Annotated in this window: 14 protein-coding genes and 1 tRNA gene; 1 reads left to right on the top strand and 14 read right to left on the bottom strand. The window is 38.5% G+C overall.

The annotated features are described in order from the left end of the window. Positions 1–92: 92 nt before the first annotated feature. From DW930_RS10020 to ychF, 12 genes are all read right to left on the bottom strand, one after another. A complete protein-coding gene (locus DW930_RS10020; protein WP_123159949.1) occupies positions 93–575 on the bottom strand; it encodes a sigma-70 family RNA polymerase sigma factor in 483 nt (160 codons plus the stop codon). Positions 576–746: 171 nt separating this feature from the next. Then, positions 747–818 (bottom strand) — tRNA-Glu (locus DW930_RS10015). 118 nt (positions 819–936) lie between these two features. Continuing rightward, the gene (gene ftsH, locus DW930_RS10010) at positions 937–2,907 is read right to left on the bottom strand and encodes an ATP-dependent zinc metalloprotease FtsH (protein WP_117744867.1); all 1,971 of its coding nucleotides are present in this window, start codon (positions 2,905–2,907) and stop codon (positions 937–939) included. A 10-nt stretch (positions 2,908–2,917) separates the two neighbouring features. Further along, on the bottom strand, positions 2,918–3,460 hold the full coding sequence (gene hpt, locus DW930_RS10005) for a hypoxanthine phosphoribosyltransferase (RefSeq protein WP_023024837.1): 543 nt from the start codon (positions 3,458–3,460) through the stop codon (positions 2,918–2,920). A 5-nt stretch (positions 3,461–3,465) separates the two neighbouring features. Next, positions 3,466–4,740 carry a tRNA lysidine(34) synthetase TilS gene (gene tilS / locus DW930_RS10000; protein ID WP_120701430.1) on the bottom strand — a complete coding sequence of 425 codons (1,275 nt, stop codon included), beginning with the start codon at positions 4,738–4,740 and terminating at the stop codon, positions 3,466–3,468. Beyond that, positions 4,740–6,023, bottom strand: a complete 1,284-nt coding sequence (locus tag DW930_RS09995; RefSeq protein WP_120701431.1) for a serine hydrolase — start codon at positions 6,021–6,023, stop codon at positions 4,740–4,742. Before DW930_RS09995 ends, tilS begins: the two co-directional genes overlap by 1 nt. Beyond that, on the bottom strand, positions 6,016–6,144 hold the full coding sequence (locus DW930_RS10665; RefSeq protein WP_006595319.1) for an SP_0009 family protein: 129 nt from the start codon (positions 6,142–6,144) through the stop codon (positions 6,016–6,018). Before DW930_RS10665 ends, DW930_RS09995 begins: the two co-directional genes overlap by 8 nt. Then, on the bottom strand, positions 6,144–6,512 hold the full coding sequence (locus tag DW930_RS09990) for a septum formation initiator family protein (protein WP_023024832.1): 369 nt from the start codon (positions 6,510–6,512) through the stop codon (positions 6,144–6,146). The genes DW930_RS10665 and DW930_RS09990 overlap by 1 nt, the downstream gene beginning before the upstream one ends. Further along, positions 6,505–6,771 carry an RNA-binding S4 domain-containing protein gene (locus DW930_RS09985; RefSeq protein ID WP_023024830.1) on the bottom strand — a complete coding sequence of 89 codons (267 nt, stop codon included), beginning with the start codon at positions 6,769–6,771 and terminating at the stop codon, positions 6,505–6,507. Before DW930_RS09985 ends, DW930_RS09990 begins: the two co-directional genes overlap by 8 nt. A 63-nt stretch (positions 6,772–6,834) precedes the next feature. After that, positions 6,835–10,347 (bottom strand): transcription-repair coupling factor, encoded by a 3,513-nt coding sequence (mfd, locus tag DW930_RS09980; RefSeq protein WP_042507489.1) that lies wholly within the window; start codon positions 10,345–10,347, stop codon positions 6,835–6,837. Further along, positions 10,340–10,909 carry an aminoacyl-tRNA hydrolase gene (pth, locus tag DW930_RS09975; RefSeq protein WP_023027433.1) on the bottom strand — a complete coding sequence of 190 codons (570 nt, stop codon included), beginning with the start codon at positions 10,907–10,909 and terminating at the stop codon, positions 10,340–10,342. The genes mfd and pth overlap by 8 nt, the downstream gene beginning before the upstream one ends. Before the next feature lie 70 nt (positions 10,910–10,979). Next, a complete protein-coding gene (ychF, locus tag DW930_RS09970) occupies positions 10,980–12,095 on the bottom strand; it encodes a redox-regulated ATPase YchF (protein WP_023024824.1) in 1,116 nt (371 codons plus the stop codon). A gap of 158 nt (positions 12,096–12,253) precedes the next feature. Here ychF and DW930_RS09965 point away from each other — a divergent pair, with 158 nt between their 5' ends. After that, positions 12,254–12,748: a DUF1307 domain-containing protein gene (locus DW930_RS09965; protein WP_120701435.1), complete on the top strand. Its 495-nt coding sequence runs from the start codon at positions 12,254–12,256 to the stop codon at positions 12,746–12,748. A gap of 187 nt (positions 12,749–12,935) precedes the next feature. Here DW930_RS09965 and DW930_RS09955 read toward each other — a convergent pair whose 3' ends face one another. Together DW930_RS09955 and dnaN are read right to left on the bottom strand one after the other, a co-directional pair. Further along, complete coding sequence (locus DW930_RS09955) at positions 12,936–13,127, bottom strand: DUF951 domain-containing protein (protein WP_023024820.1); 192 nt, start codon at positions 13,125–13,127, stop codon at positions 12,936–12,938. A 63-nt stretch (positions 13,128–13,190) separates the two neighbouring features. Then, on the bottom strand, positions 13,191–14,327 hold the full coding sequence (dnaN, locus tag DW930_RS09950) for a DNA polymerase III subunit beta (protein WP_006595327.1): 1,137 nt from the start codon (positions 14,325–14,327) through the stop codon (positions 13,191–13,193). Positions 14,328–14,415: the final 88 nt, after the last annotated feature.

Raw genomic sequence — 14,415 nt, 5'->3', positions numbered from 1 at the left:
GTATATCACGACCTCTTCTCCTTGTCAATAACTTTTTTCTATTTTTTAAAATTTTTATTTTTATGAAAAAGGATGCTTTCTTACATCCTTTTTCATAAATGATGATCCTTGAAATCCTTCAAATATTCTTGTAGCCTTCTACGCATCTTTGCTTTTCCTGAGAAACGTTGGTTCATCAGTAATTTGTCGTAATCTTCTTTTTCTTGATCAGTTAGATTTTTTCGGAACTCCTTTAAGGCTCCTCTTAATAAGACTAGTTCATCCAAAAAGAGTTCTTTTGATCGGAGTCGATGACTAATCTCTCCAATCTCTGTATAGGGTACCTTATTTAACTTCCTTTTATCACTCTCTTGTTTTCTAACTTTATCCTTTATGTGATTGCGAAACTTTGTTTTGAAGTAGGTTAATAGAATTTCTTCATTTTCTTCTACTTCAGGATTACTTATTTGTAGCTCATATAGTACCAGTCTACCTTCTTGTTCCCAATCTGCATGATCCCAAAGATGAATATAAAATTCCTTTTCACATTTCCATACTATCCATTTTACTTTTTCATATGATTTTTTAAAGTTCATTGGACCTCCTTTCTAACTTGTCTTTATTTTAAAGGAGGTTAGGATTTTTTTGTTCTTATTTTCTATTTGGAATCTTTTCTAACTCTAATCGGTTATAATTTTGATAAGAATGGCAGAATAGTGTTTTTAGCATACAAAAAAAGTTGCTACTAATGTAACAACTTTTTGCGATAGTCCGTACGGGATTCGAACCCGTGTTACCGCCGTGAAAAGGCGGTGTCTTAACCCCTTGACCAACGGACCATTTTTACAACGTAATCTATTATATCAGTTCATTTTCATCTGTCAACACTTTTTTAAAAAAAAGGAGCCGAAAATTTCGGCTCCTTTTATAAAATTTGGAAGACTAAAAGGTTATCTGCTATTTTTCTTCCATTTTTGATTTAATTTCTTCATAAGATAATGGTTTAGATTCTTTTTCTAATTCTAAATCAGTATCTTCTGGCATTTTACCTGTTTCATACAAGGACTTAATTTGAACACTGTCCAAGGTTTCGTATTTCAACAAGGCTTCTGCAATTAATTTATGAGTCTCACGATTATTTTGGATGATTTCGGCTGCTTTATTGCGAGCTTCAGTTAGGAGACTTCTTACTTCTTCATCGATTTCATAAGCTGTTTGCTCTGAAATGAATTTTTGAGTCGTTTGAGCTCCAAACATGGCATGGTTGCCTTCGTATTGAACTGGACCAAGCTTTTCACTCATTCCATATTCCGTTACCATAGCACGCGCCATTTGGGTCGCTTGTTCAAAGTCATTGGAAGCTCCTGTGGTTTGAACATTGAAGATGATTTCCTCCGCAACACGTCCTCCCATCAATCCAGCCAATTGCTCTTTCATATCTTCTTTAGAAAGAAGCATTTGGTCTTCTTTAGGAAGAGCAATCATATAACCACCAGCACGACCACGTGGGACGATGGTTACTTTGTGGACAACACGAGCATTAGATAAGACTAATCCGACAATGGTATGCCCTGCCTCATGGTAAGCAACCAATTCGCGTTCCTTTTGAGAAACTGTTCGGTCTTTCTTAGAAGGACCAGCAATCACACGATCTTCTGCTTCATCAATATCAGATGCATCAATGACCTTCTTATTGCGACGAGCCGCTACTAGAGCTGCTTCGTTTAAGACGTTTTCAAGATCTGCTCCAACAAATCCTGGTGTTTGTTGGGCAACCAGTTTCAAGTCAACATCTTTGGCCAATGGTTTATTTTTAGCATGGACACGCAAGATAGCCTCTCGTCCTTTTACATCCGGACGACCGACTAAAACCTTCCGGTCGAAACGACCTGGACGAAGAAGGGCTGGATCTAGAACATCGGAACGGTTAGTGGCTGCAATCACGATGATGCCTTCGTTTCCTTCAAAACCATCCATCTCAATCAAGAGCTGGTTGAGGGTTTGTTCACGTTCATCATTTCCTCCGCCAAGGCCAACGCCCCGTTGACGTCCCACAGCATCAATCTCATCGATAAAGATAATGGCTGGTGCTGCTTTTTTAGCATCTTCAAATAGAGAACGAACCCGGCTTGCACCGACACCGACAAACATTTCAACAAAGTCAGAACCTGAAATACTAAAGAAAGGTACTCCAGCTTCACCTGCTACTGCTTTTGCTAGAAGGGTCTTACCAGTCCCTGGAGGGCCTTCAAGAAGGACTCCTGCTGGAATACGGGCACCCAATTTTGTAAAGCGTTTTGGATCTTTTAAGAATTCAACCACTTCAACGAGTTCTTGTTTTTCTTCTTCAGCCCCGGCAACATCTGAAAAACGAACCTTGATATCTTCCTTATTGGTAGCACGCGCTTTGTTACGACCAAAGTTCATGGCACCACGGGCACCACCGCCACCACCTTGGTTCATCATGGAGAAGAAGAAGAACATGACAATCACAAAGGGAACGATTGAAGTCAGAATGGTAATCCACATTCCACTTGAGCTTTCCCGTTTAATAGTGATGTCAGCCTTATGTTCGGATGCTAAGTTTTGTAATTCTTGAACCGTCAAATCGGACGGTAAGATCACACTAGTGAAGCGAGTGACCTTGCTTGGGCTTGGAGTGAAAAACTGAACCCCTGTATCATCCTTACTGGTTTTTGCTTTGTTATAGGTACCGGAAATTTCAATGACACTACCGTTTGGCTGGTAACTAATTTCCTTGACATTGTCTGATTTGATCTCTTTTACCAATTCTGTATAATTGATTTGCTGACTTTGTCCAATACTGTTTCCAGCAAAGAAATACTGAAAACCTGTAACAGCAGCCACTATAATCAATAAGTATAGAAAAGGATTTCGAACAAAACCATTGTTTTTGTTATTTTTCATCTAATTTCCTCTATTTTGAATATACTTCTTCTTTCAAAACTCCAATATAAGGAAGGTTTCGATAGTTCTCATCGTAGTCTAAACCATAACCCACGACAAATTCATTTGGAATAGTGAAACAAGTGTAATCTGCTTCAATTTCAACCAAGCGACCTTCAGGTTTATCCAATAAGGTGGCAATTTTAACAGATGCCGGTTGACGGCCTTCAAACAATTCTTTCAAACTCTTGAGAGTTTTACCTGTATCAATGATATCTTCAACAAAGAGAATATCTCTTCCCTTAATGTCTTGGTCCATATCTTTGATAATATTGATCACACCTGTACTTGATGTTCCACCATGATAACTAGAAACCAACATAAAATCCAACTCAATATGCGTATCAATATGCTTAATCAATTCTGCCATAAATGGGACGGATCCTTTTAAAATCCCTACTAAAATTGGATTTTTTCCTTGGTAATCTTTTGTCAGTTTTTGACCAAGTTCACGTGTTGCAGTCACGATTTCATCGTGGGAAATGAGTATCTTTTTGATATCGTTCTCTAACATCTTTTCTACCTATCTATTTTCTGGATATAAATTGTATCTCTCATTATATCATTTTTTAATTCCTTACTCAAATCACTGATCGCAATTTCAGGAATAGCCAATATTTGCTTATCTTGTTCTAAAACTACCAGATTATTTCGTTGATGTAAGGGAATTTTTTGGTTAATCAATAATCTGCTAATTTTTCTATGGTGACCGTTCATTAGAATACGATCTCCCTTTTTTCGGGATCGAATAGAAACTGGATGGTTGCTTGGAAGTGGGATAGCCTCTATATATGAATCGCTCGGTTCCACTCCAAATAAAAAGCGATAAGCCCCTACTGCCTTTATGGTTCCAAATTGTAACAAATCTTCTGACAGTCGGTCATCCGTCCTACGACTGATTTTCCGAATTTCAAAATAGTGGTAATCTTTATAAATTTCATAACCATTCTTTAGAACTTGCTGCGTATTGGATTTATTCACTACTATTCTATGCAGTTGTTCAAATTGCGCCCGACTCAACTGCAAATCTGGAAAGCTAGCTATATACTCTTCTAGCAAATAAATTTGAACAGCTGGTGATTGTTTTTGAAACTGTGTCACATCTTGTGGATTCAAATCTTTGGTCAACTCTTTTAAGGCCTGGTGCCAATGACTGAGATCCTCACCTAAGTTGACCAAAGCACTCGTCACTTGAGGATTTTCTTCCTCTAACAGTGGGAGATAACGATGACGAACACGATTACGAAAATAGTCTAAAGACTGATTGCTTTTATCCTCGTAATGAAAAATTTCTGGAAAATCCTCTTTTTTGAAATATAAGAGAGGGCGAATCAACACACCCTGCCCAAATGGTTGTTTTAAAGGAATTCCTTTTAAATGCCGCGGACGACTTCCACGAATCAAACGCATCAAAATGGTTTCTGCCTGATCATCCATATGATGAGCAGTAACGAGAGCACTACAAGCTTCTTCTTTCATAACTTTTTCAAAAAAGTCATAGCGGAATTGTCTAGCTCGGCTTTCAGAAAAAGGACCAGAGAAATGGGCAACCTTCAGTGGTAGATGTTTTGCTTCAGCTAATTCCCAAATTCCTCTTTCCTCCTGATCAGCTTCAATGCGTTGGTGATGATTGACATGAGCAAGAACAAGGTTGATTCCCAATTGATGCTGATAATGGTAGAGCCAATCCAGTAAGGTCATGGAGTCCACTCCTCCTGATAAAGCCAAAAGGACTTTTTGATGAGATTCAAAAAGTCCCTCCTTTTGACAGAACTGAAGAAATTTTTCTTTCATTACTGTAAGACCTCATAAATATCTTTTGCAATTTCTGAGATAGTCTCGTAATCAGAGTGATCCGTAAAAATAGCTAAAATAAATGGTGAATCGGTATAAACAATGGCGACATCATGACGAAAATCATATGCATCTCCAATCTTGTGAGCAACCTTGACTGGGATATCTTTTGAAATTCGTTGATCATCAAAGCGAGTATCCGACAAAGCATCAATGATCCCACCATTTTGTTGGTAGATAGCTTCCATGACATTTCCTGCCATTTTTGCAGATGCCATTCTATTTTCTACATTCCATGTTTTTCCTGCAATCTTATTGGTCACCTTTTGAAATTCTTTATCTGATTGATGCGTCACATAATAGCCTAAAATATTATGAGCTACATTATCAGATTCTTTGGCCACCCGATTAATCAAATCAGCGACGGTATAATCTTTATCATCTGGTGTTTTTGAAATACTTCCACTACCTTCCGGTTCATAAGATCCAGGATAATCATTGACTTCTTTTGTATACTTTAAAGAAGTCTGCAAATCTACTTGATTCTCATTCAACTCTTTTTGAGTATAGTACAAATATAAAAGCTTGGCTATACTGGCAGAATACATTTCCTGATCTTCATGTATCCCGGCAGTCTTTCCAGTATCCACTTGCTTCACGTAGACTGCAATTCCATCTTTGTTGTACTTCTGATTCAGAATCTCTTGGACTTTTTCCATCCGATTATCTGTAGCAGAAAGTTCATCTTTTGAAATCCAACCCTGGCCAGAAATTTCTAGGTAGATCCCTTTTGAAGTTTTGGCACTCTTGGTGACTTGAACCTTGCTATAGGGAGCCAGACTTGTTTTTTTACTTTTTGCGCCATTCACCAAAGGTTGATCATAAACTGTAAAAGAGGATGACAGCCACATGGTCTTTTTTTCTTCTGTTAATTCCAAAATCGAATCTTCGTAAATTTGATCTTGATCAGCTACTACATACTGTTTATTCGATAATTTAAAAACAGATTTCCCTTGGTCATTCACAAATAATTGATCAACAGTAAAGGGAGTATCAGGCTTGATTTCCCCAGCTTTTTGACTCAATTCTGGATCTGAATAGGTCACGATTGGCTGATAAACATTTGGATTGGACGGGATGGAGACAAAGAAATGGTCTTGAGTCCCTATTTGGCTAGTGTAAGAAGAATCAGAAGTTAAAGGAATTTGGGGCTGGGAGGAATCAGATAAGGGTTGGGTGGCTAAGAAAGTAGGAAAAACCATCCAATAAACTAACTTATTCATCCTTGCTCCTTTCTTGATTTTCTTCCTGCAATTTTAAAGCTTGATTCTTTTTAGCTAACTCTTCTAATTTTGTATCAGAATATTCTAGAAATTGTTGAACTGTTTTTACAATATTTTCCATTATTTCGGTAATAAGTTAGGTATCGTATAAATATATTCGCCATCTTTAGAGAAGGAATATTTTGCGCGTGCATATTTTGCAGCGTATTCGTCATCCTTCAATTTCTCTACGATATCCTTTTGATATTCTTTTTCCTCAAGGGTTTGCTGATATTGTTCTTGCAATTGAACATATTGTTGTTTGCGTTTTTGAAGCGTCTGGTAACTCTGAGCCAGATTATAGGTTGGAAGGATGAACAATAAAATAATTAAAATGAGAACCCAACCCATAAATCGGTTTTGTTTTTTCCGCTCTTCATTCTGGTATTTCTGACGTTGATGTTCGTCTTGGATATACCGATTATTCATTTGTACAATATTTTTAGGCATCTTCTTCTATCCTTGTTTCACGAATAATTTCATACATTTTAGACGCATCTTCTTTTTTGGTGCTATCTAACATTTCCAACACTTTTACTGTCAATAGCTTATTTCCAAAGCGAACTTCGACTTCGTCATTTACCTTTAAGTCGGTTGAACTTTTTGCTAGGACCCCGTTAACTTTGATGCGCCCCTTGTCGGCTACTTCTTTAGCTACAGGGCGTCTTTTGATAATGCGGGAAACTTTTAAATATTTATCTAATCTCATCGTATCACCTCTAATGTATTATTGTACCATTTTTTTAGAAAGAGCCCAGTAAAATCTATTTTTCTAGTCTTGTTTTTCCAGTTTTTCCTGCTTGATGGCTAGTAATTTTTCCCCAAATCGTCGCAAGCCTTCTAAAATTTCAAAATCTTTCTTATTTCGCACATCAAAGATTAATTCAATCAAGCCTTGGCTTTCTGCAATACGAGCTTTTAAATTCGTTGCTGATAAGGCAGCAAAATAATCTTGAGTCAAGAAAAGTTGCTTAGTAATTGGCTCAAATTTCACCGTTAGTTGCTGGTCTTTTCGATCGACTACTTTAACAAAGACCTGATCCAGATAAGATTTGATAAACCCTATTTCTAGGAGATAGGCTACCACATCTGGGTATTCTCCAAATCGATCAATCAATTCGTCTTGCAAAAGCTCATAATCTTCTTGAACTTGAATTTCTCGAATGCGTTTGTAAATTTCAATTTTTTGACGTTCATCGGAAATATAGTCACTTGGAATGTAGGCATCAATTTGGAGATTGAGTTCTGCATTTCCTTTTTGACGTTTTTTCTCTTTTCCTTGTTTTTTCTCAATAGCATCTTCGAGTAACTGTGAATACATTTCAAATCCGACAGAATCAATAAAGCCAGACTGAGAAGCTCCTAAAATATTTCCCGCACCTCGAATAGACAAGTCTCGCATAGCAATCTTAAAACCAGATCCCAATTCAGTGAAACCTTTGATAGCTTCTAGGCGCTTTTCAGAAACTTCTGTCAAGGTTTTGTCCGGCCGATACATCAAGTAGGCATAGGCAATGCGATTGCTTCGTCCGACCCGGCCTCTCAATTGGTAAAGGGTAGACAAGCCCATATGGTCGGCATTTTCAATAAAGAGGGTATTGGCATTAGGAATATCTACTCCTGTCTCAATAATGGTGGTTGTGACTAAAATATCATACTCACCTTCAATGAAGTCCATCAAGGTATTTTCTAACCGCACTTCACTCATCTGTCCATGGACAAAACCAATAGAGGCTTCTGGAACTAATTCTTGTAGTTCTGAAACCTTTTGTTCAATGGTGTCCACCTTATTGTAGAGATAATAGACCTGGCCTCCCCGATCCATCTCCCGACGAATGGCATCTCGTATAATGGTTGGATTGGTTTCTAGGACATAAGTTTGAACAGGATACCGATTGGTCGGCGGGGTCTCAATAACAGATAGATCCCGAATTCCCAACATAGACATGTGGAGGGTACGAGGAATGGGCGTTGCCGTTAAGGTTAAGACATCGACTTTTTTCTTTAATTCCTTGAGGGTTTCCTTATGTTTGACACCGAACCGTTGCTCCTCATCAATCACGATAAGACCGAGATCCGCAAATTCCACATCCTTAGATAAGAGGCGATGGGTTCCAATCAGAATATCGACCTGGCCTTTTTTTAGTTTTTCCAAAGTTTCTTTTTGCTCAGCACGACTCCGGAAACGACTCAAGACATCGACTTCTACTGGAAAGGCCTCGAAGCGTTCTTTGAAATTGGCATAGTGCTGTTGAGCTAAGACTGTTGTCGGAACTAATACGGCTACTTGTTTGTGGTCTTTGACAGCTTTAAAGGCCGCTCGCATAGCAACTTCTGTTTTCCCGAAGCCTACGTCACCGACCAAGAGGCGATCCATGGGGCTTGAAGACTCCATATCTTTTTTAATTTCTTGGATAGAGCGAATCTGATCATCTGTTTCAACATAAGGAAAGGCCTGATCAAAAGCTTCTTGATTCTCATCGTCTGGAGTAAAAGCAAAGCCTTGTAATTGACTGCGCTCTGCATAGAGTTGAATCAGATCATCTGCAATATCCTCTACTTCTTGACGGACCTTTTGTTTAGCCTTTTGGAAGCGACCATCGTTCAGTTTGTTGATTTTAGGAGGCTTGCCATCACTCGCAACATACTTGGACAGCATCTGGATTTGATCCACAGGAATGGAAATCCGGTCTCCATTTTGATACTGGATGGAGACATAGTCTCGGTGAACGCCAGAAATTTCAATGGTTTCTAGTCCTAAATACTGACCAATTCCATGAACCTGGTGAACGACGTAGTCTCCCTTTTCCAACTCATTGTAGTTTTTCAACCGCTCAGCGTTGGAAATGGTTTGCCGACGAATCTTTCTTTTAACCTTTTTCTGAAAGATTTCTGTCTCTGTAATGAGGACAATCTTCTCATCCACAAAATGGAATCCACGTGCCAAACCACCGATGATCAACTGGCTCTGTCCTGGATGAAGATGATCGGGTGTAAGATAATCCAGGTCGATCCCATAGTCTCTCAAGTGCTCTTGTAACTGCTGGAAGCCTTGTTTACTCGTCACTTGAAGGATGACTGTGTAATCTTGTTTACGGAAACGGTCAATTTCCTCTTTTAAGAGAGTAAATTGACTAAAGAATTCCTGCATGGGGTATTGGTTAAAAGAATAGAGAGCATCGAATCGCAGATTTCCCAAGCCTTTTTGGAAATTTGAAAAATAAGAAGCTGGTTTATAAGTGCGTAAGAGCGCGCTATTGTCCGCAAAATACTGAGCTTCAGAAAAAGACCGACTCTTTTGTAAATCCTCTGTCAAAAGATTAGCAACTTCTACATCAAACCGCGTTTCCTGATCCATGATTTTATGGTAATCATCCAAAAAAACAGGAGCATGCTTGGGCAGGTAATCAAAGAGAGTATAGGTTTGCTGATAAAAAAGAGAGAGAAATTTTCGACTATCTGCATGGAGTCGCTGGTGATGCGCCTCTGTGAGAATCTCAGCCAAATAGGATTTTAGCTCTGGATTAGGGCTTTTTTGAATCAGATTTTCTAGGTTCTTCTGTCCTCTTAAAAAATCATCTTTCGTTAGTAGCATATCACTAACTGGATGAACCCTTATCGCATCTAGATTTTCTAGTGAACGTTGAGTCTCTGGAGAGAAAGTCCGAATGCCATCTATCTCATCTCCAAAAAATTCCAGGCGATAAGGGAAATCTTGACTGGCTTCAAAAAGATCTAAAATATCCCCTCGAAGACTAAACTCACCCTGTTGGCTTACCTGTGAAACCTTTTGATAGCCCATGGCCAGTAGGGTATCTTTCAATTCTGTCAGATTTCGTTCTTCTCCAACAGAGAAAGGTTGAATCATAGAGCTGAAAGTCTTTGGATTAGGTAAGAGCAAACGGCTACCACTGACATTGGCAATAACGATTCCTTCTTTTTCTGGAGCTAGGAGAAAGTCCAGAGCTTCCAAACGAGAAAAGACCCGTTCCTGGGAAGCAAAGACAAATTCTGCCAAGGGATTGTCATCTCCGAGGAAAAGATAGACCTTTTCTTCGCCTAGTAATCCCAGTAAATCACTGGCAAGCCGTTCTGCTTCATTTTGAGAGGAGGTCAAGACTAAGACCTTGTGACCATTTTCAACAGCTGTTGCCATCGTAATAGCTTTAGTGGATGAAGACAGTCCTAGTAAAAGAGAGCGACTTCTTTTTTGCTGGTCCTGTTGCCATTTTCTGATATCTTTATTTTGTTGAAATAGATCAACCAGTGTCTTATATTTATCCATTGTATCGTTGCATTGCTTTTTCAAATTGACCATCTTTCAAATAAAAACGAAGAGCTTCTTCTGATTTGTCGATGGCAAGGAGGATGGCAGCATAATCATCCTGATCGAATTTCCCTAAGACATGGTGGACCACTGACATGCCATGCTTAGGTCTTCCGATTCCAATCTTGATTCGATTAAAGGTCTGAGTTCCAATATGGTTGATAATCGATTTGATTCCGTTGTGACCTCCAGCCGATCCTTTAGCTCGAAGGCGAATCTTGCCGACTTCCATATCCAAGTCGTCATAAATAACGACCAAATCTTCCACCTCTAAGCCATAATAAGTCAAAAGTGCGTGTACGGCCTTGCCACTCTCATTCATAAAAGTGGTTGGTTTGACCAAAAAGACCTTTTCTCCATCTATAAAAGTAGAGGTTACATCTGCTTGAAAAATCTTATCATGTGAGAAGGTGAGATTGAGAGACTTCGCTAGCTGATCTACTAGCATAAACCCCACATTGTGTTTGGTTTCTACATATTTATCTCCCGGATTTCCTAATCCGACGATTAATTTTGTCATTTGCTTTCCCTTTCAAAAGCCAAAAGGGCTGGAATTTTTTTCCAACCTTTTGGTTATTTACTTGTTTTCTTTACACATTGAAGCGGAATTCCATGATATCACCATCTTGAACGATATAGTCTTTCCCTTCTTCACGCAATCGTCCCGCTTCTTTTACAGCCTTTTCAGATCCGTATTTTACCAAATCGTCATAAGACATCGTTACTGCACGGATAAATCCTTTTTCGAAGTCAGAGTGGATAATACCAGCTGCTTGAGGAGCTTTCATGCCACGTTTAAAGGTCCAAGCACGAACTTCTTTTTCACCAGCTGTGAAGTAAGTTCCCAGTCCAAGTAAATGGTAAGCTGCACGGGTCAACTTATCCACACCTGATTCTGTCAAACCAATGGCTTCAAGAAACTCTTTTTTATCTTCATCGTCTAACTCAGAAATTTCTTCCTCCGCACGCGCAGAAATCACCACTACCTCTGCATTTTCTGTTACTGCGAATTCACGAATTTGCTTCACATAATCGATCGAATCTGGTTCTCCAACCACATCTTCATCTACATTCGCTACATAAAGAACTGGTTTCGTGGTCAAAAGGAAAAGTCCTTTAACTACTTTTTGCTCTTCGTCTGTGAATTCGATGGTACGAGCTGATTTTCCATCTTCAAGAACAGGTTTAATCTTTTGAAGAACGTTAAATTCTGCAACGGATTCCTTATCTTTTTGCGTACGGGCCATCTTTTCCACACGCGCATAGCGTTTATTCACAGATTCTAAGTCAGCCAAAATCAATTCTAGGTTAATGGTATCAATGTCTGCTAATGGATCGACAAAGGCATCTTCACGACCTTGCTCCCGCATGACATTTTCATCATCAAAGGCACGAACCACATGGACAATAGCATCTACTTCACGGATGTTGGCCAAGAATTTGTTCCCGAGCCCTTCCCCTTTAGAAGCTCCTTTAACAATCCCTGCAATATCTGTAAATTCAAAGGTTGTTGGAACTGTTTTCTTAGGAGTAATCATTTCCGTCAATTTTTGGAGGCGTTCATCTGGAACTTCTACCATTCCAACGTTTGGATCAATGGTCGCAAAGGGATAGTTTGCAGCCTCTGCTCCTGCTTTTGTAATTGCGTTAAATAGGGTTGATTTACCAACGTTTGGCAAACCTACAATACCTGCTGTTAAAGCCATTTTTCTTCTTCTCCGTTCCCATTTCAATCTTATCTATTATATCATAATTCAAAGAACAAAGGGATGAAAAATGGATTCTGAATTATTACTAAACTGTAACGTTTCCTAAAGTAAAAATATGATATAATCAAACCAACAATAATAAAGGAGTTTTTGTCATGAAAAAACTATCAATTAAATCTATCCTTCTGCCTCTTTTAGCAGTCTTTACTCTCTTTCTACTGGCAGCTTGTGGACAAAGCACAAAAAAAGGTTATCTTCAATTAATTGACCAAGATAAGAAAACAGACATTCGTGTAGTTCTTGAATATCAAGGTGATAAAATTTTAAGTACAGATTCAACAAGTATTATTTACTACGAAGGAACAGGCTTGCCAAAAGAACAATTAAAAGAAGTTATTGATGAATATGATAAGAAATTCAAAGATGTCAAAGGATTCTCACACTCTGCAGAATACAAGGATGACTATGTCGTTGAAAAAACAAAGATTGATTATACCAAGGCAGATTTAAAAGAATTACAAGAAAATCAGTTAATTGCTGCACAAGAAAATCAAAATGTTGATTACATTGGCTACAAGACAACGCTTAAAACCTTTAAATCCAATGGTTTCAAAGAAGTAAAAGATGGAAAATTTGAAGAATTAAAATAATAATACAAAAGAGAGTGGGACAGAAATCGGTAATTCGTTAGAATTCGATTTCGTCGTCCCACCTCCGCACAGTTGAGTAGGGCTGTAAAAGCTGATGAAATCAGCGTAGTAGAGCCCACTCAACCACTGCGTCTTGCTCGACAATCCAAAGACAATTGAGAGGCTGGGACAAAAGTCCCAGCCTCTTTTACAATACTTTTTTCATTTTTTGATCAAAATCGTGACGGCTCATCATGACCATATGATCACAATTGCTACAACGAATTTTGATATCTGCCCCTACTCGCCTAATTTCCCAACAATTGGCTTTTTTCCCTGTTGCTTTGATGATACAAGCATGGGGTTTTTTCATTTCTACAAAATCACCGACCTGATACATGGATTTTCCTTTCATCAACATAGAAGACGAAAAGCTAGCCTTTTTGATGCTAGCTTTTGGCCCTTAATTGGTCCGAACTGGTGTAATTAATTGAATGAAGCGTTCAGATTCCTCTGCTGGTACCAATGTAAAGGGACGAACTGCAGAGATGAAGCGAATGACGACTTTTTCACTTTCAATAGCTTTCAAAGCGTCAATCAAATAAGTTGGATTAAAGCTGATGTTCAAATCATCTCCCGAAACTGCTTCTGTATCAATTTCTTCATTCACACGCCCTACCTCAGGAGAATTTACGTGAGCAGAAACGACTCCACTAGCGATTTCTAATTTAACAGTACCATTTTGAGTAGCGTTAGACAAAAGGCGGGCCCGTTCCATTGCTTGGCGAAGATGAGCAACTTTAAAGGTTACTTCAGAACTAAACTCTGTTGGAATCAAGCGATCTGTATCTGGATAGTTTCCTTCTAGTAAGCGTGTATAGAAACTGATATTGTCACTTCTAAATAAAATCTGGTTATTCGCAAAGAAGACTTCAACCTGTTCAATTTCATCTGAAAAGACAGACGTTAACTCGCGTAAAGAACGGCTTGGAATCACAACATCAAAGTTATCCCCATTTTTTTCAAGAGTAATATTTTTTTGACTCATTCGATGAGAATCTGTTGCCACCGTTTTTAATTCCTTGTGATCAGAAAGAACAAAATGGACTCCTGTCAAAATCGGACGACTTTCTTGGGTACTTGCTGCAAAAGCTGTCTCAGAAATGATTTTCTTCAAGGTTTGAATTGGGAGCGTTAGAGGGTTGCTAGCTGAAATTTCTTGAATGCGAGGATATTGTTCTGCATCTTTCCCTTTAAGGGTAATTTCTGATTTCCCACTAACTAATACAATTTGTTTTTGTTCGATTTCTTTCACATCTAAAACGACATCTGGTAGACTTGAGACAACATTGATAAAGAAAGTTGCTTCTAAGAGAATAGCGCCTGGTGTTGTTACTAGAAGGCCTGCATTTTCATCTTTAACAGAAATAAAGTATTCAATTGAAATTTGTCCATTTGATCCAATGAGAGTAATTCCTTCAGAAGTTACGTCAATCTTAATAGTAGATAAGATAGGAATTGCATTTTTTGAACTAATGGCTCTTTTTGTCGTATTTAAAGCTTGTAGGAAATAGGCCTTGTTAATAGAAAAATTGATCATGAGATCTCCTTTTATTATTTTAGTATTAGTAAGTTAATAGTAATAGTAGAGTGTGTGGAACATGTGGAAAAGTCTTCTAAAGCCAGAC

This window comes from Streptococcus sp. AM43-2AT (genome assembly GCF_003603405.1).
GTDB classification, from domain to species: domain Bacteria; phylum Bacillota; class Bacilli; order Lactobacillales; family Streptococcaceae; genus Streptococcus; species Streptococcus ilei.
Note: the sequence above shows the minus strand (reverse complement) of the source record. Positions and strands in the feature narration are given on the sequence as shown.